The organism is Streptomyces sp. NPDC034043 (assembly GCF_055575675.1).
Map to the genome: position 1 here is coordinate 109,101 of NZ_JBVISF010000004.1, position 23,228 is coordinate 132,328.

At 74.1% G+C, this 23,228-nt stretch carries 16 protein-coding genes; 11 read left to right on the forward strand and 5 right to left on the reverse strand.

Going from position 1 to position 23,228, the window contains the following annotated elements; translation table 11 throughout:
- Positions 1 to 43: 43 nt before the first annotated feature.
- The gene (locus tag ACZ51S_RS11790; protein ID WP_468960623.1) at positions 44 to 517 is read right to left on the reverse strand and encodes a hypothetical protein; all 474 of its coding nucleotides are present in this window, start codon (positions 515 to 517) and stop codon (positions 44 to 46) included.
- Between the two features lie 158 nt (positions 518 to 675).
- On the reverse strand, positions 676 to 1,905 hold the full coding sequence (locus ACZ51S_RS11795; RefSeq protein ID WP_468477305.1) for a nucleotide sugar dehydrogenase: 1,230 nt from the start codon (positions 1,903 to 1,905) through the stop codon (positions 676 to 678).
- A 255-nt stretch (positions 1,906 to 2,160) separates the two neighbouring features.
- Between ACZ51S_RS11795 and ACZ51S_RS11800 the strand changes: the two genes are divergently transcribed.
- From ACZ51S_RS11800 to ACZ51S_RS11830, 7 genes are all read left to right on the forward strand, one after another.
- The gene (locus ACZ51S_RS11800) at positions 2,161 to 3,867 is read left to right on the forward strand and encodes a glycerol-3-phosphate dehydrogenase/oxidase (protein WP_468477306.1); all 1,707 of its coding nucleotides are present in this window, start codon (positions 2,161 to 2,163) and stop codon (positions 3,865 to 3,867) included.
- A gap of 247 nt (positions 3,868 to 4,114) precedes the next feature.
- The gene (locus ACZ51S_RS11805) at positions 4,115 to 6,679 is read left to right on the forward strand and encodes a serine/threonine-protein kinase (protein WP_468960626.1); all 2,565 of its coding nucleotides are present in this window, start codon (positions 4,115 to 4,117) and stop codon (positions 6,677 to 6,679) included.
- A 60-nt stretch (positions 6,680 to 6,739) separates the two neighbouring features.
- On the forward strand, positions 6,740 to 9,337 hold the full coding sequence (locus ACZ51S_RS11810; RefSeq protein WP_468960628.1) for a protein kinase: 2,598 nt from the start codon (positions 6,740 to 6,742) through the stop codon (positions 9,335 to 9,337).
- A gap of 114 nt (positions 9,338 to 9,451) precedes the next feature.
- Positions 9,452 to 11,086, forward strand: coding sequence for a serine/threonine-protein kinase (locus tag ACZ51S_RS11815; protein ID WP_468477309.1), 1,635 nt, complete (start codon positions 9,452 to 9,454; stop codon positions 11,084 to 11,086).
- 104 nt (positions 11,087 to 11,190) lie between these two features.
- Positions 11,191 to 12,822, forward strand: coding sequence for a succinic semialdehyde dehydrogenase (locus ACZ51S_RS11820; protein ID WP_468803796.1), 1,632 nt, complete (start codon positions 11,191 to 11,193; stop codon positions 12,820 to 12,822).
- A gap of 9 nt (positions 12,823 to 12,831) precedes the next feature.
- Positions 12,832 to 14,610 carry a GMC oxidoreductase gene (locus ACZ51S_RS11825; protein WP_468477311.1) on the forward strand — a complete coding sequence of 593 codons (1,779 nt, stop codon included), beginning with the start codon at positions 12,832 to 12,834 and terminating at the stop codon, positions 14,608 to 14,610.
- 181 nt (positions 14,611 to 14,791) lie between these two features.
- A complete protein-coding gene (locus tag ACZ51S_RS11830; RefSeq protein WP_468960630.1) occupies positions 14,792 to 16,405 on the forward strand; it encodes a hypothetical protein in 1,614 nt (537 codons plus the stop codon).
- Between the two features lie 282 nt (positions 16,406 to 16,687).
- Here ACZ51S_RS11830 and ACZ51S_RS11835 read toward each other — a convergent pair whose 3' ends face one another.
- Positions 16,688 to 16,951 carry a chorismate mutase gene (locus tag ACZ51S_RS11835; RefSeq protein WP_125595846.1) on the reverse strand — a complete coding sequence of 88 codons (264 nt, stop codon included), beginning with the start codon at positions 16,949 to 16,951 and terminating at the stop codon, positions 16,688 to 16,690.
- Positions 16,952 to 17,258: 307 nt separating this feature from the next.
- Between ACZ51S_RS11835 and guaA the strand changes: the two genes are divergently transcribed.
- The 4 genes from guaA to ACZ51S_RS11855 all read left to right on the forward strand — a co-directional run bounded on the left by guaA (position 17,259) and on the right by ACZ51S_RS11855 (position 21,659).
- Entirely contained in the window at positions 17,259 to 18,851 is a 1,593-nt protein-coding gene (gene guaA, locus ACZ51S_RS11840) for a glutamine-hydrolyzing GMP synthase (protein WP_468477313.1), read from the forward strand.
- A 163-nt stretch (positions 18,852 to 19,014) separates the two neighbouring features.
- Entirely contained in the window at positions 19,015 to 19,800 is a 786-nt protein-coding gene (locus tag ACZ51S_RS11845) for a class II aldolase/adducin family protein (protein WP_468477314.1), read from the forward strand.
- A 94-nt stretch (positions 19,801 to 19,894) separates the two neighbouring features.
- Positions 19,895 to 21,151 (forward strand): hypothetical protein, encoded by a 1,257-nt coding sequence (locus ACZ51S_RS11850; protein WP_468477315.1) that lies wholly within the window; start codon positions 19,895 to 19,897, stop codon positions 21,149 to 21,151.
- Positions 21,152 to 21,170: 19 nt separating this feature from the next.
- Positions 21,171 to 21,659, forward strand: coding sequence for a DoxX family protein (locus ACZ51S_RS11855; protein WP_468477316.1), 489 nt, complete (start codon positions 21,171 to 21,173; stop codon positions 21,657 to 21,659).
- Here the strand turns inward: ACZ51S_RS11855 and ACZ51S_RS11860 are convergent.
- Positions 21,623 to 21,847 (reverse strand): hypothetical protein, encoded by a 225-nt coding sequence (locus ACZ51S_RS11860; RefSeq protein WP_388934685.1) that lies wholly within the window; start codon positions 21,845 to 21,847, stop codon positions 21,623 to 21,625. The two genes, ACZ51S_RS11855 and ACZ51S_RS11860, sit on opposite strands and share 37 nt — an antisense overlap.
- Complete coding sequence (locus ACZ51S_RS11865) at positions 21,834 to 23,129, reverse strand: PspC domain-containing protein (protein WP_468803800.1); 1,296 nt, start codon at positions 23,127 to 23,129, stop codon at positions 21,834 to 21,836. Before ACZ51S_RS11865 ends, ACZ51S_RS11860 begins: the two co-directional genes overlap by 14 nt.
- Positions 23,130 to 23,228 lie beyond the last annotated feature (99 nt).

Consider the following 23,228-nt stretch of genomic DNA (forward strand, 5'->3'; position numbering starts at 1 on the left):
CCCGAGCGGGGTGCCGGCCCTCCGGCGTGGGCGGTGCGGCCGGTCAGTCGTTGACCTTCTTGGCCGAGCCGAAGGCGACGAAGGCGCCGATGCCGAGGAAGACGAGGGTCATGAAGCCCATGCCTTCCTTCCAGACGCTGCTCAGGCCGGTGACGCCGACCTTGTCGAGTACGTCGAGCACGCCGGTGTCGCCGACCTTGGCCATGGCGAGCGCGATGAAGAACATCTGGCCGAGGTAGACGGCGCCGAGCGCCGCCACGGCGGAGACCACGGGCAGGACGGGGCTGCGGCCGCCCGCCTTTCCCGCGGCCAGGCCCACGAGCAGGCCGACACCCGCGGCCGCGAAGCCGAACTCGCGGTCGATGGCGTTCATGATGCCGCCGTACGCGGCCGCCGCGATCAGTGCTGCCACGACGGCGGCCGCGATCCCCAGGCCGACGTTGCCGCCGCGGGCCGGTGCCGGGGCGGGGGTCTCGGGGTAGGGCGAGGGCGCGGGAGGCTGGAAGTTCTGGCTCATCGGGAAATCCCCCCCAGGGATTCGGGCGCACCGCGGCCGTCAGGCGTAAGTGCGGGATAAGTGACGCCGCAGGCTAACAGGGGACGGTCACATTCCACCGGGAGATTCCGGTCGGATGATCGAACCGGAACCGGCCCGTGATCCGGGGAAGGGGCCGGTCAGAGGCGGTGGGCCGCGCCGGCGGGGCTGGCGCCGCGGGTGTCGAGGAGGAGCTGGGCCTTCACCGCCAGGCCCTGCATGTCGTACGTGCGGTGGTGCTGGAGCAGGATCGTCAGGTCGGCGTTCGCGGCGGCCTCGTAGAGCGAGTCGGCGCGCGGTACGGGCTGGTCGCGGACCCGCCAGCCCGCGATGTACGGGTCGTGGTAGCTGATCAGCGCCCCGAGGTCGAGGAGCCGGCTGGCGATCTCGCCGGCCGGGGAGCCCTCCTGGTCGGCGAGGTCGGGCTTGTAGGTGACGCCCAGCAGGAGGACGCGGGCCCCGCGCGCGGACTTGCCGTGTTCGTTCAGCAGGGTGGCGCAGCGCTGGATGACGTACTGCGGCATCCGGTTGTTGATCTCCTGCGCCAGGCCGACCATGCGCAGGGGGTGGCCGGGGGTGCGGGTGGTGTGGGGGAGGTAGTTGGGGTCGAGGGGTACGCCGTGGCCGCCGACGCCGGGGCCGGGACGGAAGGCCTGGAACCCGTACGGCTTGGTCTCGGCGCAGCGGATGACGTCCCACAGGTCGACGCCGAGGTCGTGGCAGAGGACGGCCATCTCGTTCATCAGGGCGATGTTGACGTGCCGGTAGTTGGTCTCCAGGAGCTGCACCGTCTCGGCCTCGCGCAGGCCGCGGGCCCGGACGACCTTCTCGGTGAGGCGGGCGTAGAAGGCGTGCGCGGACTCGGTGCAGGCGGGGGTGAGGCCGCCGATCACCCTGGGGGTGTTGGAGATGGTGTGGGTCCGGTTGCCCGGGTCCAGGCGGCTGGGGGAGTAGGCCAGGTGGAAGTCCCGGCCGGCCCGCAGACCGGAGCCCTCCTCGAGGATGGGCCGCAGGTAGTCCTCGGTGACGCCCGGGTGGGCGGCGGACTCCAGGATCACGGTGGTGTGCGGGCGCAGCCGGGCGGCGAGGGTGCGGCCGGCCTCGCCGACGGCCCCGAGGTCGAGCGCGCGGTCGGCGCCGAGCTGGGTGGGGGCGCAGATGACGGCGGTGCGGACCCGGCCGAGCTCGGCGGGGTTGGTGGTGACCCGGAAGCCGGCCGCCGACATGCGGCGGATCTCGGCGGCGGTGAGGGTGCTGTCCGTGGCGGGGCCGCTGTCGTAGCCGACGGTCTCGATTCCGGCGGCCACGGCCGCCTGGGCGAGGGGGAGGCCGAGGTGGCCGAGTCCGATGACGGCGAGATCTGCGGGCATGGGGGGCCGTCCCTTCCCTTCCCTGGCATGCATGAGGGGGCGGTGCGCGCAAGTCCTGTGGACGACTGGAGCTGGCGCAATGTCAGACTAGGCGTATATATGACAGATATGTCGCATTGTGGGGTGGTGGTCGCCGTTGTGTTGTCCCCAGGCGGTGGCTGATGTGGGTGCGGCCGGTCAGAATCGTGGAGCGGGGGGATGTGAGCGGGATCACCCGCACCGAGCGGGTACGGCCCGCACCAACGGGAGGCAGCCGTGAGGACAGCGACACTGGGACCGGAGCAGCGCTCGGAGGCGCTCGCCCGGATGGCCGAGCGGGAAATGGACGTGCTGGTCGTCGGCGCGGGGGTGGTCGGCGCGGGCACCGCACTGGACGCGGTCACCAGAGGCCTGTCGACGGGGCTGGTGGAGGCCCGGGACTGGGCGTCCGGGACGTCGAGCCGGTCGAGCAAGCTGATCCACGGGGGCCTGCGCTACCTGGAGATGCTCGACTTCGCGCTCGTACGGGAGGCGCTCAAGGAACGCGGGCTGCTGCTGGAGCGGCTCGCCCCGCACCTGGTGAAGCCGGTGCCCTTCCTGTACCCGCTCCAGCACAAGGGCTGGGAGCGGTTCTACGCCGGCTCGGGCGTGGCCCTCTACGACGCGATGTCCGTCTCCAGTGGACACGGGCGCGGGCTGCCCACCCACCGCCACCTCTCGCGCAAACGGGCCCTGCGCATCGCGCCGGCCCTGCGCAAGGACGCCCTGGTGGGCGCCCTCCAGTACTACGACGCCCAGATGGACGACGCGCGCTACGTCGCCACGCTGGTCCGGACGGCCGCAGCGTACGGGGCGCACTGCGCCAACCGGGCGAGGGTGGTCGGCTTCCTGCGGGAGGGTGAGCGGGTCGTCGGGGCGAAGGTGCGCGACGTCGAGAGCGGCGACGAGTACGAGATCCGCGCGAAGCAGATCGTGAACGCGACCGGGGTGTGGACGGACGACACCCAGGCGCTCATCGGGGAGCGCGGGCAGTTCCACGTACGGGCCTCGAAGGGGATCCACCTGGTCGTCCCGAAGGACCGGATCCACTCGAACACCGGGCTGATCCTGCGGACCGAGAAGTCGGTGCTGTTCGTGATCCCGTGGGGCCGGCACTGGATCGTGGGCACCACCGACACGGACTGGGACCTGGACAAGGCGCACCCGGCGGCGTCGAGCGCGGACATCGACTACCTGCTGGAGCACGTGAACTCGGTACTGGCCGTGCCGCTCACGCGGGACGACGTCCAGGGCGTGTACGCGGGCCTGCGGCCGCTGCTGGCCGGGGAGTCGGACGCGACCAGCAAGCTGTCCCGCGAGCACACCGTGGCCCACCCGGTGCCCGGCCTGGTGGTGGTGGCGGGCGGCAAGTACACGACGTACCGGGTCATGGCGAAGGACGCGGTCGACGAGGCGGTGCACGGGCTGGACCAGCGGGTCGCGCAGTGCGTGACGGAGGACGTGCCGCTGGTGGGGGCGGAGGGGTACCGGGCCCTGTGGAACGGCCGCGCCCGCATCGCCGCCCGGACGGGACTCCACGTGGTGCGGGTGGAACACCTGCTGAACCGCTACGGATCGCTGACGGACGAACTGCTCGACCTGATCGCCGCCGACCCAGGGCTGGGGGAGCCGGTGACCGGGGCGGACGACTACCTGCGGGCGGAGATCGTCTACGCCGCCTCGCACGAGGGGGCGCGGCACCTGGACGACGTGCTGACGCGGCGGACCCGGATCTCCATCGAGACCTTCGACCGGGGCACGCGATCGGCGCGCGAATGCGCGGAGTTGATGGCTCCGGTGCTGGGCTGGGACGAGCAGCAGATCGAGAAGGAGGTCGAACACTACGGGAAGCGGGTCCAGGCGGAGCGGGAATCGCAGCGCCAGCCCGACGACCAGACGGCGGACGCGGCACGGCTGGGGGCGCCCGACATCGTTCCGTTCTGACGTCCCGCGCACGAAGCGCGCTGCGCCCCGCCCCGCCTGACGGGCCGGAGCTCCGCGTCCGCACGGACGTCTTTCCGGCCCGGAAGCCGGGGCATCCTGTAGTTGGGCGGCAAAGGGAACCGCCGGACCCGGGGCTCCCGTCGGATGCGGAGTGAGCAACAATGAGGTTTCCGCCGGGGTGCATTACCGTGCCCCCCGGCGGCTGCCGATGCAGCCGGGGCAGGCTGCACGATCGCAGAGGGGACGCATGTCGAAGCCGGAGCACACCGAGTCGTCCGCCGGGGCGCCTACGGCGAAGCTGGATGGCGGGGCCGCGGCTGCTCCGGCGGACAAGCACCCCGAGGAACCCGGGCACACCGAGGACACGGGGCCCGCCGACGACGCCGGTCCCGCGACGGCCGAACCGGCCGCCGTGCCCCGGCCGCGGTCCGGCGCGACCGCGAGCGGGCCCGTGTCCACGGCGGAGTTGGATTCTGACGGCGCGACGGGCGGGGGCGCGGAAGCGGAATCCACACCTGCCGACGCGAAGAGGCCCGAGGACGCGACGCCTGAGGACGCGAAGCCCGGGGACGCGGCGAAGCCTCGGGACACGAAGCCCGACGACGCGAAGAAGCCCGAGGCCGCCGCGCCCGAGGGCGCGAAGAAGCCCCAGGACGCGAAGCCCGGGGACGCGAAGCCTGCGGACGCGAAGAGGCCTGAGGGCCCCGCGCCCGCGGACGCCAAGCCGGAGGACGCGAAGCCCGGGGTAGCGGGCAAGGGTGGTTCCGGCGCCGTGAAGCCGGCGTCGAAACCGCAGGCCGGTGCCGCGAAGACGGAGGACGCCGGGTCCGGTGCCGCGCCCGCCAAGGCGGCCGCGGCCAAGGCCGTTCCCGCGAAGGCCGCGGAGGCGGACGCCGACGAGGGCGACGCCGGCGAGACGGCCGAAGACGCCCGGCGCCAAGGGCGGTTGCTGGCCGGCCGGTACCGGCTGGGCGCCGTACTCGGCAAGGGCGGCATGGGCACCGTGTGGCGCGCCGAGGACGAGGTCCTCGGCCGGACCGTCGCCGTCAAGGAACTGCGCTTCGGCAACGGCGTCGACGAGGACGAGAAGCGCCGCCTCATCACCCGGACCCTCCGCGAGGCCAAGGCCATCGCGCGCATCCGCAGCGAAGGCGCCGTCACCGTCTTCGACGTGGTCGACGAGGACGCCCGGCCCTGGATCGTCATGGAGCTCATCGAGGGCTCCTCGCTCGCAGAGTTCGTCCGCGAGAACGGCCCGCTGACCCCGCGCCGCGCGGCCGAGGTCGGCCTCGCCGTGCTCGACGTGCTCCGCGCCGCGCACCGGCAGGGGATCCTGCACCGCGACGTGAAGCCGTCCAACGTGCTCATCGCCGCCTCCGGCCGCGTCGTGCTCACCGACTTCGGCATCGCGCAGGTGGAGGGCGACCCGTCCATCACCTCCACCGGCATGCTCGTCGGCGCCCCTTCGTACATCTCCCCGGAGCGCGCCCGCGGCAGCAAGCCCGGCCCGCCCGCCGACATGTGGTCGCTCGGCGGCCTGCTGTACGCGGCCGTCGAGGGCGTGCCCCCGTACGACAAGGGCAACGCGCTCGCCACCCTGACCGCCGTGATGACCGAGGCCGTGGACCCGCCGCGGAACGCCGGCCCGCTGACCGAGGTCATCTACGGGCTGCTGGTCAAGGACCCGGCCCGGCGCCTCGGTGACGACCAGGCGAGGGCGATGCTCACCGCCGTGGTCAACGCCCCCGAGCCCGTGGCCGCCCCGCCGGCCCCGCAGCCGGTCCCGCCGGTCGAGGAGACCCGCCCGATCTCCCTCACCAAGGCCGACGCGGCCGCCGAGAAGGCGGCGAAGAAGGAACGCGAACGCCGTGAGCGCGAGCAGCGCGAGCGGACCCGCGCCGCGCTGAAGGCGACCCGCAAGGCCGCCGCCGAGGCGGCCGCGGCTGCCGCGGCCCCGCCGGCCCGGCCCGCGCAGGCCGTGGCCCCGCTCACCGACGTGATGTCGCGCCGCACCATCGTGCTGGCCATCGCCGGGGTGGTCGTGGTCCTCGCGGTGGTCGGCTCGCTCATCGCGTACATGGTCAACGGGGACGACAAGGACGGCCGCACGGACGAGGGCAAGGGCGGCCCCGGCCCGGCCGTGACGGGCAGCGCCTCGCCCGGCGGCTCCGCCGGCAACGCCCCGGCCTCGGCCGGTTCCTCGCCGAGCGCGAACCCGAGCGGCACGCCCGGCACGCCCGCCCCCAGCGGCAGCGCCGACCAGGGCCAGGGCCAGGGACAGGGGCAGGGGCAGAACCAGGGCCAGGGCCAGGGCCAGGGCCAGGGGGCCAGCCCCGGCGGCCCCGCCGCCGGACTCCCGGCCGGTTTCGCCACCGTGACGGACTTGCGGTACCACTTCTCGATGGCGATGCCCGAGGGCTTCCGCCAGACCGACACCGCGGGTGCCGACTCCGGTGCGATATACAGCCGCGACGGCGGCTTCCCCCGGATCCAGGTCGACTACACCAACAGCCCGGGCAACGACGCCCGCCTCGCCTGGGCCAAGCTCGCCCCGGCCGTGGCCGGCAGCAGCAAGGGGTACCGCCAGATCCGCCTGGACACGGTGGACTACCGGGGCTACCCGACCGTCGCCGACTGGGAGTTCGAGCGGGAGCAGCAGGGCGTACGGGTCCGCGTGCTCGACCGCGGCTTCAAGACGGACTCCACGCACGGTTACGCCATCATGATCAGCTGCGCGGCCGACCAGTGGGACGGCCCCGAATGCACGCAGCTGCGCAACACCGCGTTCGAGACCTTCCAGCAGTTGGGCTGACGGGCTCTCCAAGCCCGGGACGCGGGCGGCCCCGGCGACGTATCGTGTTCAACGGGGGCCATGGGGACCGCACTCGGGGGAGGCGATGTGGAGGACTACGCCGGCCGGATCCTGTCCGACCGCTACCGTCTGCCGATTCCGCCGTCCGACGAGTACGAGCCGATGGAGACCCGCGCCTTCGACACGCGCAGCGGGCAGGAAGTCCTCGTACGGCAGGTGCCGCTGCCCGAGGTGGTGGACGCGGAGCTGCTCGACGGAACCAGCGCGCGGGCCGTGGCCGCCGGGGAACCGCCCGCCGTCCGGAGGGCGATCGCCGCGGCGCAGGCGGCCGCCTCCGTGCCCGACCATCCCCGCCTCGACCAGGTCTTCGACGTGTTCGCGGAGGACGGTTCGCTGTGGATAGTGAGCGAACTCGTTCCCGCCAGGCCGCTGGCCGCGCTGATCGCCGACGAACCGCTGAGCCCGTACCGGGCGGCGGAGGTGGCCTCCGACGTGCTGACCGCGCTGCGCGTGCTGCACGCGCACGGCTGGACGCACCGCAACATCACCGCGCGGACCGTGTTGATATGCGAGGACGGACGGGTCGTCCTGACGGGTCTGGCGGCCGGCGCCGCCGAGGACGCCCTGTGCGGGTACGACCCGGTCCCGCCGCCGGACACCGGTGAGCCGGGCGCGGACGCCGATGCCGCCTGGGGCACCCCGCCGCCGTTCCCGGGGCAGGCGCCGCCCGCGCGGCCGGCGCCGCCCCCGGAGCCCGCGCCGCCCGGCACCCGCGACGAGGGGCCCCGGTACGCGCCGCTGGTGGCGCCCGGCTACGACACCGGCCCGCGCTACACGGACCACATCACCCCGGAGCCGGCCGGTTCCGCGCCGCCGCAGCGGGCCAGGCGGGCGGCGCCGCCCGCGCCGCCCGCCCCGCCCGCGCAGGACCGGGCCGCCGCCGAGGCCGCCGCCCGCGCCGGGACCGTCGCCGCGTACCGGGCCGGAACCCGGGCCGCGACCGCCGAAGTGGCGCGGCAGCGCGGCCAGCGCGGCCCCGTGGTCGTGCCGGTGCTGCCGCCGACCGGGGCCAACCTGCCCCAGGAGTACGCGTACCCGTACGGGGGACCCGGCACCGCCGCCGCCACGCCCTGGCACGGGGTGGGCCCGCGCCGCCCGGCCGAGCCGCAGCCCGGGCCGGAACCGCAGCCCGAGCCGTCGCCTGCATCCGCGCCGGAGCCCGCGTCCGCGCCGCCCGCCGAGCCGTACACCGAGGCCCCCGCCGAGCCGGCCCGGCCCGCGCTGCCCGCCCAGCTCGCCCTCCCGCAGGGCTTCCGCCAGGCCGAGGCCCCCGCCCCGCCGGAGCCGCCGCGCCCCCCGGCCCCGCGCCCGCCCCGCGCGCCCGCGCCCGCAGCCGAGGCCGCCGCGGCCCCCGCGCCCCGTCCCCGCCAAGCCGGCGGGGCCTGGGGCGGCCCCCGCACCGGCCTCGACGCCGAGCGGGCCCGCCAGACCCGGATGGCCGTCGTCGGCCCCCTCACCGAGCGCTGGGCTCCCGAGCAGGCCGCCGGCCCCGTCCAGGGCAACTGGCAGCTGGCCGCGCCCATCGGCCCCGCCACCGACCTCTGGGCCCTCGGGGCCCTGCTGTACCGCGCCGTCCAGGGGCACGCCCCGTACCCCGAGGACAGCGTCGCGGAGCTCGTCGAGATGGTCTGCGCCGAGCCGCCCGCCTTCGCCGAGGACTGCGGCCCGCTGCGCCCCGTCGTGGAGTCGCTGCTGCGCCAGGACCCCACCGAGCGGCCCGACTTCGAGGAGCTGCGCGGCTGGCTGCGCTCGCTGGTGCGCTCCGCCCCGGAGCCCGACGGGGACTTCGCCGGACTCCCGATGCCCGAGCCGGACCCCGCCCGGCTGCCCGTCGTACGCCGCCGCGGCGATCTGCACGGCCGCCACCGCAACGCCGCCGCCGCCCGCGGACCCCGCTCCCTCGGCCGGTTCCTGCTGGTCGGCGTCCTGGCCCTGCTCGCGGGCGGGGTGGCGTACGCGATGCTCTTCATGCCGCGCGCGACGGACTCCGGGCAGCAGCCCACCGCCGCCCAGAGCCCGGCGGCGGCCTCCCCGGCGCCGCCGAGCCCCCGCCCGGACCCGGCGTCCGGGCCCGCGCGGCCGTCGGGCGGCACCCCGGGCGGCACCCCGGAGTCCAAGCCCGCCCCGCAGGGCGACGCGCCCGCGCCGGAGGGCTACACCGTCCAGCAGGACCCGGCGCACTTCAGCATCGCCGTGCCCAACGGCTGGGAGCGCCAGTCCCTCAACGAGGCCGGGCAGGTGCGCTACACCCAGGGCCAGTTCACCCTGATCGTCGTACCGGGCCGGGACCGCGTCGAGGGCGGTGGTCCGGATCCGCTGGGCTACCAGAAGGACAAGGAGCCCGAGCTGGCCCCGTACCGCAACTCCACCTGGGCCTCCGGCGGGGACGTCAAGTCCACCAAGGTGGGACAGCAGTTGCGGGTCACGGGCCGCTACACCTGGATCGACGCGGCGGGCCGGTCCCTTTTCGCCCGTAATTTCGTCGTGGCGCTCGGCGGCGCCTATCACGTCGTCATGGTCACGGGTCCGGAGGACAACCAGGACAAGGTCACCGACGTCTTCGAGAAGGCAACGGCGAGTTACAAAGCCGGCGGCTGACGGGCGATCAGTACGGCGATTGCGTCACAGTGCTGCCTTACGGGCCCCGCCCGGTTCCGGCAGCGCCCGCAGGCTCCGTAATCTGGCGTGGAGTGCACAGAGCGGCGGGAATTCGTGGAACAGCAGACAGGCGCGGGTGCGGTGCTCGCTGGCCGGTACCGGCTCGTGGAGCCCATCGGCAGCGGCGGCATGGGGAAGGTGTGGCGCGCGCATGACGAGCTGCTGCACAGAACGGTCGCGGTCAAGGAACTGACGGCGGGGCTGTACGTCGCCCAGGCCGACCGGGAGGTCCTGCACGCCCGTACGCAGAAGGAGGCGCGGGCGGCGGCCCGGATCCAGCATCCGGCGGTCGTCACCGTCCACGACGTGCTGGAGCACGACGACCGGCCGTGGATCGTCATGGAGCACATCGACGGTCCCTCCCTGGCGGAGGCCGCCAAGGCCGCCGGCCGGATCGAGCCCCGCGAGGCGGCCCGGATCGGCCTGCACGTGCTGGGCGCGCTGCGCGCGGCGCACGCGGTCGGCGTGCTGCACCGGGACGTGAAGCCGGGCAACGTGCTGCTGGCCAAGGACGGCCGGGTGCTGCTGACCGACTTCGGGATCGCCGCGATCGAGGGCGACTCCTCGATCACACGTACGGGTGAACTCGTCGGCTCCATCGACTACCTGGCCCCGGAGCGGGTCACCGGCGGCGCCCCCGACCCGTCCTCCGACCTGTGGTCGCTGGGCGCCACCCTCTACACGGCCGTCGAGGCCCGCTCGCCCTTCCGCCGCACCTCGCCGATCTCCAGCCTCCAGGCCGTGGTGAACGACGAGCCGCCCGTGCCGCGCCAGTCCGGCCCCCTGGGCCCGGTCATCACCGCGCTGCTGCGCAAGGACCCCGCCGAGCGCCCCTCGGCCGCGGAGGCCGAGCGGATGCTGCTGGAGGCGATGGAGGGCCGCGAGCCCAAGGCCGCCCAGGCGTACGTGCCCACGCGTGCGGTGAGCGACGAGGAGCGGGCCTCCGCCCGGGCGGAGCTGCCCCCGGCGCCCGAGCCCGCCCCCGCCCCCGCGCCCGCCCAGGGCGCCACCACCGCCCTGCCCGAGCGGCCCGAGGCCCCCGGCGGGCGTCCGCCGGGCCGGCTGCGGCGGGTGGCCGTGGTGGCCCTGGTGGCGGCGCTGCTCGGCGGCGGCGCCGTCTTCGGCCTGCTGAAGTACACCGGCGACGACGGGGACGCGGGCCGGGGCGGCGGCTCGGACAAGGGCACGAGCGCCACCGGCGGGCAGGCCGGCCACAAGGACCCGGCCGGGCCGCCGGCCGGGTGGAACGAGGTCGTGGACCCGCTGGGCTTCACGCTGTTCGTGCCGCAGGGCTGGACGCGCCAGACGGACGGCAACCAGATCGACTACACCGCGGACAACGGCAAGCACTTCATCCGGATCGCGGCGGACCCCACCCCGGACTACAAGGACCCGTACGCGCACGTGCTGGACCTGGAGAAGCAGGTGCAGAAGCGGACGGACTACAAGCGGCAGAAGCTCAACCCGAACACCTTCCGGGACAGCACCGACGCCGTGCTGTGGGACTTCACGTGGACGGAGAAGGGCGTGCACGCCGGGCCGCGCCGGGCCATCGAGCAGATGTACGTCGCCCCGAACGGCACCGAGTACGCGATCTACATGTCGGGCCCCACATCCGACTGGGCGACCACCCGCCAGCAGTTCGACATCGTGCTCAGCGGCTGGGAGCCGTCCTCGAAGGGGAGCTGAGCCGACCGCCCCCCGGCCAACCTGCCAGCGATCACTGGCAGATTTGGCAAAATCCGGTTACCCACGGGTACCCAAAGGTCCGCCTGCGCAATACGCTCACCGCCATGACGGACTCGCAGGCCCCCGCCGCCCCCCTCCGCCCCGCACCGCAGCCCACCAACCCGGTCGCCCCGGCCCCGGCAGGCGCCCGCACCGCCGCCGACGTGGTGACCCCCGACCTGGTCACCCGGCTCACCCGCGGAGTGATCGGCTCCGGCCGTACCGCCAACCACACCCCCTTCACCGGGGCCGTGCTGGCGGACCTGCCCGAGGCCACCCCCGAGGACGTGGCCACCGCCTTCGCGAAGGCCCGCGCCGCCCAGCCCGCCTGGGCCGCGGTCCCCGTGCGCCGGCGGGCCGCCGTACTGCTGCGCTTCCACGACCTGGTCCTCGCCCGCCAGGCCGAGGTCCTCGACCTCATCCAGCTGGAGACCGGCAAGGCCCGCCTGCACGCCCACGAGGAGGTCCAGGCCGTCGCCGTCGCCGCCCGCCACTACGGCCGCAAGGCGCCCTCGTACCTGCGCCCCAAGGGCCACACCGGCGCCATGCCCACCCTCACCAAGGTCACCGAGCTCCGCCAGCCGCGCGGCGTCGTCGGCCAGATCGCCCCCTGGAACTACCCCCTCGAACTGTCCGTCGGCGACGCCCTGCCCGCCTTCGTCTCGGGCAACGCCGTCGTCATGAAGCCCGACACCGAGACCGCGCTCACCGCCCTGTGGGCCCGCGACCTGCTCATCGAGGCCGGACTGCCCGCCGAGGTCTTCCAGGTCGTCCTCGGCGAGGGCCCCGTCGTCGGCCCCGAGGTGGTCCGGCACGCCGACTACGTCTCCTTCACCGGCTCCACCCGAACCGGCCGCGAGGTCGCGCAGGGCGCGGCCGCCCGCCTGGTCGGCGTCTCCCTCGAACTCGGCGGCAAGAACGCCATGCTCGTCCTGCACGACGCCGACGTGGAGAAGGCCGCCGCCGGCGCCGTCCGGGCCTGCTTCTCCTCCGCCGGCCAGCTCTGCATCTCCATAGAACGGCTCTACGTCCACGCCTCCATAGCCGACGCCTTCGTCGAGCGCTTCGCCGCCCGCACCAAGGCGATGCGGCTCGGCAACTCCCTCGCCTACGGCGCCGACATGGGCTCGCTCGTCGGCGAACGCCAGCTGGAGACGGTGCGGCGGCACGTGGACGAGGCCGTCGCCAAGGGCGCCACCCTCGTCGCCGGCGGCGTGGCCCGCCCCGACATCGGACCGCTCTTCTACGAGCCCACCATCCTCGACGGGGTCGAGGCACCCATGTCGGTCTGCGCCGAGGAGACCTTCGGCCCGGTCGTCTCGGTCTACCGCTTCACCGACGAGGACGAGGCCATCGCCCAGGCCAACGCCACCCCCTACGGGCTCAACGCCAGCGTCTGGACCAAGGACGCCCGCCGGGGCCACGCGGTCGCCGCCCGGCTGCGCACCGGCACCGTCAACATCAACGACGGCTACGCCCCCGCCTACGGCAGCGCCCAGGCCCCCATGGGCGGCATGAAGGAATCCGGCCTCGGCCGCCGCCACGGCTCCGAGGGCATCCTCAAGTACACCGAGGCGCAGACCGTCGCCCACCAGCGGCTGCTCCCCATGGCGCCCTCGCTCGGCATGGACGACGAGCAGTACGCCCGCTTCATGACCAGCAGCCTCAAGGTCCTCAAGGCTCTCCGACTGCGCTAAGGGGCACCCGTGCCGTACGACTACGACGTCATCGTCATCGGATCGGGCTTCGGCGGCTCCGTCTCGGCGCTGCGCCTCACCGAGAAGGGCTACCGGGTCGGCGTCCTGGAGGCAGGACGCCGCTTCACCCGCGAAGGGCTGCCCCGCAACAGCTGGGACCTGCGCAACTACCTGTGGGCCCCCGCCCTCGGGCTGTACGGGATCCAGCGCATCCACCTCCTCGGGAACGTGATGGTGCTCGCGGGCGCCGGGGTCGGCGGCGGCTCGCTCAACTACGCCAACACCCTGTACGTGCCGCCCGCCGCCTTCTTCGAGGACCGGCAGTGGGCCTCCATCACCGACTGGCGGACCGAACTCGCCCCGTACTACGAGCAGGCCAAGCGGATGCTCGGCGTACGCCTCAACCCGACGCTCACCCCCTCCGACGTCCACCTGAAGGCCGTCGCGGAGAAGATGGGCGTCGGGGACTCCTTCCACATGGCACCGGTCGGCGTCTTCTTCGGCGACGGCGAGGACGCCGGCGGGCAGCCGAAGGTCCGCCCCGGCCAGGAGGTCGCCGACCCGTACTTCGGCGGCGCCGGACCCGCCCGCAAGGCCTGCACCGAGTGCGGCGAGTGCATGACGGGCTGCCGGCACGGCGCGAAGAACACCCTCAACGAGAACTACCTGTACCTCGCCGAGCGGGCCGGCGCCGTCATCCACCCCATGACCACCGTCACCGCGCTCGCCGAGCACCCCGACGGCGGCTACCGGGTCCGCACCGTCCCCACCGACCGGCGCCGCACCGGCCCCGCCCGGGTGCTGCGCGCCCGGTACGTGGTGGTCGCGGCGGGCACCTACGGCACCCAGACCCTGCTGCACACCATGAAGGACCTCGGCGAGCTGCCCCGGATCTCCGACCGGCTCGGCGACCTGACCCGGACCAACTCCGAGGGCCTGGTCGGGGCCCAGACCGACGACCGCCGCTACGGCAGGCGCCACGGCGGTGCCCGGGCGGACTTCACCCGGGGCGTGGCCATCACCTCGTCCGTGCACCCCGACGCCGACACCCACATCGAGCCCGTCCGCTACGGCAAGGGCTCCAACGCCATGGGGTTCCTGACGATCCTCCAGGTGCCCCACGCCCGGCACCGGGTACGGGCCTGGTTCGCCCGCACCGCCGCGCACCCGGTGCAGCTGCTGCGCTCCCTGTCGAACCGTCGCTGGTCGGAGCGGACCATCATCGGCCTGGTCATGCAGTCCCTGGACAACTCGCTGACCACCTACCGCAGGCCCGGTGGCCCGGGGAAGGGCCTGCTGACCGCCCGCCAGGGCCACGGGGCGCCCAACCCGGTGCAGATCGCGGAGGCCACCCGGGCGGCGACCCTGCTGGCCGAGGAGATCAACGGCTTCCCGGGCAGCAACATCGGCGAGCTGATGGGCACCCCGCTGACCGCGCACTTCCTCGGCGGCTGCCCGATCGGCGCCTCGGCGGAGGAGGGCGTCGTGGACCCGTACCACCGGCTGTACGGGTACCCGGGCATCTCGGTGGTCGACGGTTCGGCGGTCTCCGCCAACCTCGGGGTCAACCCGTCCCTGACCATCACGGCGCAGGCGGAGCGGGCGATGTCGTACTGGCCGAACAAGGGCGAGGCGGACCGGCGGCCCGCGCAGGGGGCGGCGTACGAGCGGCTGGAGGCGGTGGAGCCGATCCGTCCGGCCGTGCCCAAGGAGGCCTTCGGCGCGCTGCGGCTGCCCTTCCTCGCGGTCCCCGAAGTCCCGCCGCGGCAACCGGAACCCGGGCACTGACACCGGGGGACTGACGACGGTGAGTACCGCGCTCCCCCTCCGAGCGCGGTACTCACCGCGGTACATGAGTGGACTGGCGGTCTCCGAAAAAGGTTGTACCGGAATCCTTTGCGGTGGTCTGTGGTGTCGGTCACACCCCCGAGTGCGCAACCGCGACGGCGGTCCGGGGGTCAAGGGGGGCATGAGACAGCGCATCTCCCTGCTGGCCGCGTGCGGCCTGGTGGCCGTGGGGCTGACCACCCCCGCCGCGATGGCCGCCGAAACCGCGGACCCCGTCTTCCGCCTGTCCGGTCCGGCCGCCCTCGCCCTGCGGCCGGGCTCCCCGCAGCCGGTGCCCCTGCACTACGAACTGCTCGACGCCGACACCTTCGGCGGCGCGTCCACCCTCACCTTCGACCTGACCAAGCTCGCCGGCGTCGCGTCCGTGAAGGAGGCGGCGGGGGGCAAGAAGTGCGAGGACAAGGGCACCACCCTCGTCTGCAAGGACACGGGCCCCCACGCCGGCGTGGACCTGGAGGCCGTCCCCGTCAAGGACGCCAAGGACGGCGCCTCGGGCGAGCTCACGGTGACCGGCACGGCCGCCGGGGCCACCATCACCCCCGCCTCGACCACCGTTTCGGTGGGCGGCCCCGACCTGGTCATGCGGAAGCTGGACCTCAAGACGGAGCCGAAGCCGGGCGAGAGCCAGGCCCTGCCCCTGGTCTTCCGCAACGAGGGCACGCAGCCGGCGAAGGGGGTGGTCCTGGAACTGGAGGCCAGCCACGGCCTGGAGTTCCCGGAGCGGTACGACAACTGCACCTACCGCACCACCCGCACCTCGACCACCGCCGTCTGCACCGTCGAGGGGGAGTTCGAGGCCAAGGCCGCCTACGAACTGGCCGGCGACAGCCCGCTGCACCTGAAGGCCGGCCCGCACGCCCTCAACGAGCGGTTCGGCTACGGCATCTACCCGGCGGGCACCCCCAAGCAGGCGACGGACACCGACGCCAAGGGCCCCGTCGCCAACGGCACCACCGCCTCGGGCCGCAAGCTCGTCGCCCGCAAGAAGGCCGCGCCCGCCGCCGTGTCCCCGTACGGTCCCGACCTGAACCCGGCCGACAACAAGCGCGTCCTCACCCTCACCGTGCCCAACCAGGCCGACTTCGCGGCCGAGCCCCTCACCGTCAAGGGCGCCGCCGGCAGCAAGGTCAAGGCCGTCGTCGCCGCACGCAACCACGGTCCCGCCTGGGTCACGGGCACCGGCCCCGCGGCCGTGGTCGACGTGCTCCTCCCCGAGGGCGTCAAGGTCCTCACGGCTCCGGCGGCCTGCCGCGCCGTGCAGCCGGCGCAGTACCGCTGCGCCACCGGGACGTCCGTGCTGGAGAACGAGAAGCTGGCGTTCCCGTTCGAGCTGAAGATCGAGAAGGCCGTCAAGGACGCCAAGGGCGCCATCACCGTCGGCCGCCTCGGCGAGAAGGGCGAGCCCGCGAAGCACGCCTTCGACCCGGTGCTGGCCAACAACCAGGCCCCCTTCACGGCCAACCCGACGGTCACCCCGACGAAGTCGCCGAGCCCCTCCACCTCCGGCAGCCCCTCGGCGAGCACCTCCGCGAGCGCCTCGGCCACCCCGGGTTCCACCACCGGCTCCACCACGGGCGCCGGCGCCTCGGCCGCCGCCGGCCGCAGCGGCGGCCCGCTGGCCTCCACCGGCAGCACGGCGGGCCTGGTCGGCGTCGCGGGCGCCGGGCTGGTCGCGGTCGGCGCCGCGCTGTACCTGTCGTTCCGCCGCCGTGACGGAGGCGGCGCGCACGCGTGACCGCGTAGAAGGCGGCAGGTAGAAGACGGAAAGACGAACGGCCGGCCCGGGGCGTCCCCCGGGCCGGCCGTTCTCATGGGTGACCGGACCGCTGTCCCCTGCCGTCCGGTCACACGAGGGAGCGAGGTCCCACGACGCGCGCCGTCGGGCGTCGCGCCTCATCGCTCCCGTGGAGCCACGCGTGGTGCTGCGTCCCGCGCCTGGCTGGCACGGACAACCTCCCCAACGAAGGCCCCCGGGCCCGGTCACGGCCCGGACGGGTGACGAACGGGCGCCCGCGCGTCAGACGCGGCCCCGGCACAGCTCCAGCAGGGTCATCGCGAGAGCCGTCCCCGGCTTGCCGAGGGCGTCGCTCCAATGGGAGAGCACCTCCATCTCGCGCGAGAGGTGCACCCGCCGCCCGCCCGCCCCGATCCGGGCCTCCTGGATCACGGCCGAGACGGCCATCCGCTCCTGGATCAGCCCGATGATCCGGTCGTCGAGGGCGTCGATGCGCTCGCGGGAGCCGGCGATCAGCTGCTCGGGGGTGGTGGTGATCGTGGTCATGGCGTCATCTCTCCTGTGGTGGGTGGTGGGCGGTGGCCCGGCAGGAGCGGAAACGCGGAGCGCCCCGGTCCTGTCGGACCGGGGCGCTCTGGGAAGTCAGCGGCTCAAGCGAGCATCACACGGACCCATGGCGACCGGACCGGCCGGTGCCATAGGTAAAGAGGAAGCTCAGCTGCTTGCGCACGGTACGGATTATGACCGCGGGCCCCGCTCCCGGCCAACCGGGTTCGGATGGTGAGACGAAGGGGAGGTGTCGCCCCCCGTTAGAATCGACAAAACAAACCCTCTTCCGCCGGAAGGCCGTCCCGTGCCAGAAGCACCCTCCGCCGCCCACGACAGCGCCCCGGACACGGTTCTCGTCGTCGACTTCGGCGCCCAGTACGCCCAGCTCATCGCCCGCCGCGTCCGCGAGGCCCGGGTCTACAGCGAGATCGTGCCCAGCACGATGCCCGTGGCCGAGATGCTCGCCAAGGACCCCAAGGCGATCATCCTCTCCGGCGGACCGTCCTCCGTGTACGAGGAGGGTGCCCCGCGCCTGGACGACGCCCGCGGCCTCTTCGAGGCCGGTGTCCCGGTCTTCGGCATGTGCTACGGCTTCCAGCTGATGGCGACGACCCTCGGCGGCACCGTCGACAACACCGGTGCCCGCGAGTACGGCCGCACCCCGCTGGCCGTCTCCAAGAGCGGCTCCACCCTCTTCGAGGGCACACCGGAGAACCAGTCGGTGTGGATGTCCCACGGCGACGCCTGCTCCGCCGCCCCCGAGGGCTTCACGGTCACCGCGTCGACGAACGTCGTCCCGGTCGCGGCCTTCGAGAACGACGAGAAGCGCCTGTTCGGCGTGCAGTACCACCCCGAGGTCATGCACTCGACGCACGGCCAGCAGGTCCTGGAGCACTTCCTGTACCGGGGCGCGCGCCTGAAGCCGACCTGGACCACCGGCAACATCGTCGAGGAGCAGATCGCGGCCATCCGCGAGCAGGTCGGCGACAAGCGCGCCATCTGCGGCCTGTCCGGCGGCGTGGACTCCGCGGTCGCCGCGGCCCTCGTCCAGAAGGCCATCGGCTCCCAGCTGACCTGCGTCTACGTCGACCACGGCCTGATGCGCAAGGGCGAGACCGAGCAGGTCGAGAAGGACTTCGTCGCGGCCACCGGCGTCCAGCTGAAGGTCGTCGACGCGCAGGAGCGCTTCCTGAACGCGCTGGCCGGCGTCTCCGACCCGGAGACCAAGCGCAAGATCATCGGCCGCGAGTTCATCCGCGTCTTCGAGCAGGCCCAGATGGAGATCCTCCAGGAGGAGGGCCCGGCGGTCGCCTTCCTCGTCCAGGGCACCCTGTACCCGGACGTCGTGGAGTCCGGCGGCGGCACCGGCACCGCCAACATCAAGTCCCACCACAACGTGGGCGGCCTCCCCGACGACATCGAGTTCGAGCTCGTCGAGCCGCTGCGCCAGCTGTTCAAGGACGAGGTCCGGATGGTCGGCCAGGAGCTCGGCCTGCCCGAGGAGATCGTCCAGCGCCAGCCCTTCCCGGGCCCCGGCCTCGGCATCCGCATCGTCGGCGAGGTCACCAAGGAGCGCCTGGACCTGCTGCGCGAGGCCGACGCCATCGCCCGCCAGGAACTCACCGCCGCCGGCCTGGACCGGGAGATCTGGCAGTGCCCGGTCGTCCTGCTCGCCGACGTCCGCAGCGTGGGCGTCCAGGGAGACGGCCGTACCTACGGCCACCCGATCGTGCTGCGCCCCGTCTCCTCCGAGGACGCCATGACCGCGGACTGGACGCGCATGCCGTACGAGGTGCTGGCCCGGATCTCGACCCGCATCACCAACGAGGTGCCGGACGTGAACCGCGTGGTCCTGGACTGCACCAGCAAGCCCCCGGGCACCATCGAGTGGGAGTAGTCCCCACCCGCGGTGCCGACGGAGCCGCCGCCCCCTTCACGGGGCGGCGGCTTCCGCCTTTCCCGGGCCTTCCTCTGGCCACTTCGGGGCCGCGCCGGTAGCTTGCGCGGCCACTGCCGCGCAAGCGCGGCCCCGCGCACGCCGCGACCTGGAGGAGGCACGCATGCCGGACCAGCCCGTACCCGTGCCGGTGGACCGGCTGGCCTTCGAGATGCCGCCCGCGTACGAGGACCCGGCCGAGGAGCGCGCCCACCGCAAGGAGCGGCTCGCCGGGGCACTGCGGCTGCTGGGGCGCCTCGGGTACGAGGACGGCGTCGGCGGACACGTCACCGCGCGGGACCCGGAATTCGAGGACTGCTACTGGGTCAACCCCTTCGGCCGGGCCTTCGCCGGCCTCCGCCCGGACGACCTGCTGCTGGCCGACGGGGACGGGCGGGTGCTGGAGGGCGGCCGGCGGCTCAACGAGCTGGCCTTCGCCGTGCACGCCGCCGTGCACCGGGCCCGGCCCGACGCCGTCGCGGTGGTCCGCACGCAGGGCCCGTACGGCAGGGCGCTGGCCTGCCTCGGCGAGCTGCTGGCCCCGGTCACGCAGGAGGCCTGCGCCTTCTACGAGGACCACGCGCTGCTGGACGAGTACCCGGGGGACGGCGTCGCCGACCCGGCACGGACCGCCCGCGCCCTCGGCCCGTACAAGGCGCTGATCCTGCGCAACCAGGGGCTGCTGACGGTCGGCGGCTCGGTGGACGCGGCCGTCTGGTGGTTCATCGCGGCGGAACGGGCCGCGCAGGTGCAGCTGATCGCGCGGGCCGCCGGCAAACCGGTCCCCGTCGGCCACCGGGCCGCCGTGGCCACCCGGGAGCGGTTCGGCGGCGACCTCGCCGCGTGGGTGAGCTACCAGCCGCTGTGGCAGACCGTCGCGGAGGGTGGCGTCAACATCATGAACCGTTAATCACCTGCTCTGACATCGTGCGCAATCCGGAGCACTGTCGCAGTGGTGCACAATTCGCTGGCATTGCACCGAAGTTCAGAGAGGCGGCACGCACGTGGCTGTCCAAGAGATGTCCCGGAGTACCCATACCGCCGTCTGCGCCTGCGACGACTGCGCACGGGAGGGCCACCGCAGAGCGGTCGCCGCCTTCCTCGAGAAACGGGACGAGTTCGCCGCCGGGCAAGGGGTGCCGGCCGCGGTGGCCCACTCGCTCGGCGCCTCCCGCCAGTGGGTCTCCGACGAGCTGGCCCTGTCCGCCCGCACCGTCGCCGAACGGGGCCGGGAGGCCGGGCACTCCTGGCTGTACCTGTTCTCGCGGCGGGCCGTGCTCGCCCTGTGGATCGCCGCCGGACTGCTGCTGCTGGTCCAGGTCGGCACCGCGCTCGGCGCCGGCTGGTCCACCGCCCGCACCGCGGGGCTGCTGGCCGCGCTGACGCTGGCCGGACTGCTCACCGTCGCCGCCCGCGCCCAGTCGCTGCGGGGCGGACTGCTGGCCCCCGTCGTCGGGGAGGACAACCGCCTCTCCACCTCCAAGGCGGTGCCGAGCGCCTGGCTGGTGCTGACCGCCTTCGCGGCGCTGCTGCCCGCGCTGCGGCTGGCCGCCTCCTCGCCCGGCCCCGAGCGCGAGGCCCTGTACCAGGGGTTCGCGCTGGGGCGGGCGCTGCCGCTGCTGTCGGTGGTCGCGCTGACCTCCGGGGTGGCGGTGCTGGTACGCCGCGTGGTCTCCGTACGGATCATGGGGCAGCGGCTGCAGAAACTGCCGGCGGACCGCCCGCGCGGGGTGGACCTGCTCACGGACGACGACGGCCGCGGCAGCTTCCCGGACGCGCAGTACGTGCTGGTCTCCACCGTGGTGCTGGCCTACGCGGCGGTGTCGCTGGCCCGCTTCCCCGACCGGCTGCCGCAGCTGCCGTGGGCGCTGGCCCTGCTGGTGGCGCTGTCCGCGGCCGTGTACCTCGCGGCGAAGTACGCCGAGGGGAGCCGTCCGCTGGTGCTCTCGGTGGTCCGCAGGCGCGAGCCCGGCGACATCGACGCGGCCGTCCGTCCCGGCGACGACATCGAGATCCGCGGCGTCGGCTTCGTGCCGCCCGGGGCGCAGACGCCGGAGATGCTCGCCCGGCTGGTCGTGCGGATCGGCTCGGTCCACGTGCACGTGCCGCTGGTCCCGGTGGCCGGCGGGTTCACCAACCCCTCCGACGCGGTGCTCACCGTCCCCGTGCCGGCGGAGGTGGAGCCCGGCCGGGTGGACGTACAGGTCGTCACGGCGGCGGGGGTGGAATCCAACCGCTGCGTCATCGACGTGGCCGAGTGAACGGGGTAGACATGGGGGCGTGACCCGAACTGACGCCCCATCCGGGCAGCGGACCACCCCGCTCAAGGAGCTGGCCACCCGCTACGCGCTCCTCCCGCTGCGGATCTTCCTCGGCGTGACCTTCGTATACGCGGGCATCGACAAGCTGACGGCCGGGGGCTTCCTCGCCGAGACCGGCAGCGGCTCGGTCGGCGAGATGATGCGCGGCGTACGCGACACCTCCGCGATCCCCGCCCTGGTCGACCTGGCCCTGAAGGCCCCCGTCGGCTTCGGCGTCGCCATCGCCATCGGGGAACTCCTCGTGGGCCTCGGCGTGCTCGCCGGGGTGCTGACCCGGCTCGCCGCCGCCGGCGGACTGCTGATCTCGCTCAGCCTGTGGCTCACCGTCTCCTGGGCGGTGACCCCGTACTACTACGGCAACGACCTGGCGTACCTGATGGCCTGGACCCCGCTGGTCCTCGCGGGGGCGCCCTACTGGTCGTTCGACTCGATGATCCGGTCGCGCTGATCCCGGCGCACGGCGTACGTGACCATCCCGACCAGGGCGGCCAGTGCCAGCCCGCCCAGCGCGAACGGGACCACCAGCAACCACGGCACGTCCGTCTCACCCGACGCGTCGAGCAGGTGGAGCACGCCCGCGGCGGTCAGGACGAGACCCGCCAGCAGCCGTCCCGGCTGGAACTCATGACGCCGCACGGACAACCTCCACCTGTCCCACGCCCGCGTGCAGGCGCAGCTCGATCGTCCCGCCGGCCTCGGTGCCGGCGGCCGGGGGCAGGGTCGCCCGCCGGGTCTCGCCCTCGCTCCTGATCCGGATGCCTGGGCCGGTTTCCCCGGGCAGCTCGATGTCGCCGAGCCGGATCGAGACGTCCGCGTTCGCGGTGACCTCCCGGGGGAGGACCACCTTCAGCCGGCCCGCCTCGATGGCGGCCCGGACGGCCACCGTGGCACCCCTGGGCACGTCCAGGCGGCTCAGGTCCAGGGTCGCCAGCCCCGTCCCCGCCGCGTAGGCGGGCCGTACGTCCGCCACCGCCGCCGGGCGCCAGGCCACGTCCCGCCAGTCGGTGCCGATCTCGCGCGGCAGGGCGGCCGCGGCCGCGAGCAGGCCGGCGGTCATCAGGCCGAGCAGGACCGTGCCGAAGCCGGTGCGGCCCTTGACGGAGCTGACCGCGAGGCCCAGACCGAAGACGGCGAGCGCGCAGGCGATCCCCACCTGGAGGGCGTGTCCGAGCGTGCTGCCCTCCCACACCGCGGCGGTGCCGGCCCCTCCCGCCAGCAGGGCCAGGAGGAACACCCGGCCGCCGATGCCGCCGCGCGGCGGCGCGGGCGTCCCGGCCCGGGGCCCGTGCGGGGCGGGACCGGGCCGGTCCCCGGCGGGGGCGGTGTCGTCCGGGCCCCACAGGTATCCCGCCGAGCCGACCGGGCCCGTGGTGCCGTCCTTGACCAGCGGATCCCGCCACCAGGAAGGGCTGCCGGGCACCGGCGGCGCCTGCGTCTCGGGCGGTGCCGGACGGTGCGCGGCCGGGGCCTGGGCCTCGGGAGCGGCGGTGTCGCGGTGGCGCCGGGACCAGTAGGAGGCCCCGCCGAGCGCCAGGACGACCAGCACCGAGAAGGCCCCCATCACCCCGTTGTCCAGCATCGACAGGAACAGCGCGCAGCCCACCAGCGCGCTGAACACGGCGGCCAGCGTGGCGCCCTCGACCCGGCCGGTCAGCAGCCGCTTGCCCTCGCTGTCCTCGTCGCCCTCCAGGGGCAGCAGCAGCCACGCGAAGCCGTAGAAGATCAGGCCGACGCCGCCGGTGACGGTGAGCACCCCGAGCACGATCCGGAACACCACCGGGTCCAGGTCGAAGTACCGGCCGAGGCCGCCGCACACGCCCGCGAGGACCTTGTCGCGCTTGCTCCGGCGCAGGGGTGGCCGCTCGGCGGGGGCCGGTGCCCCGGGACCCGCCGGCGGGGCGTCGTGTACGTCGGTCATGCGTCCATGGTGACGGGCGGTGCGGGCCCGCGGCACCGGGCCCTACCCTGGCGCAACCCTGATATCCCCCCTGCCGGAGTGGGGGAATGCCCTGATGCC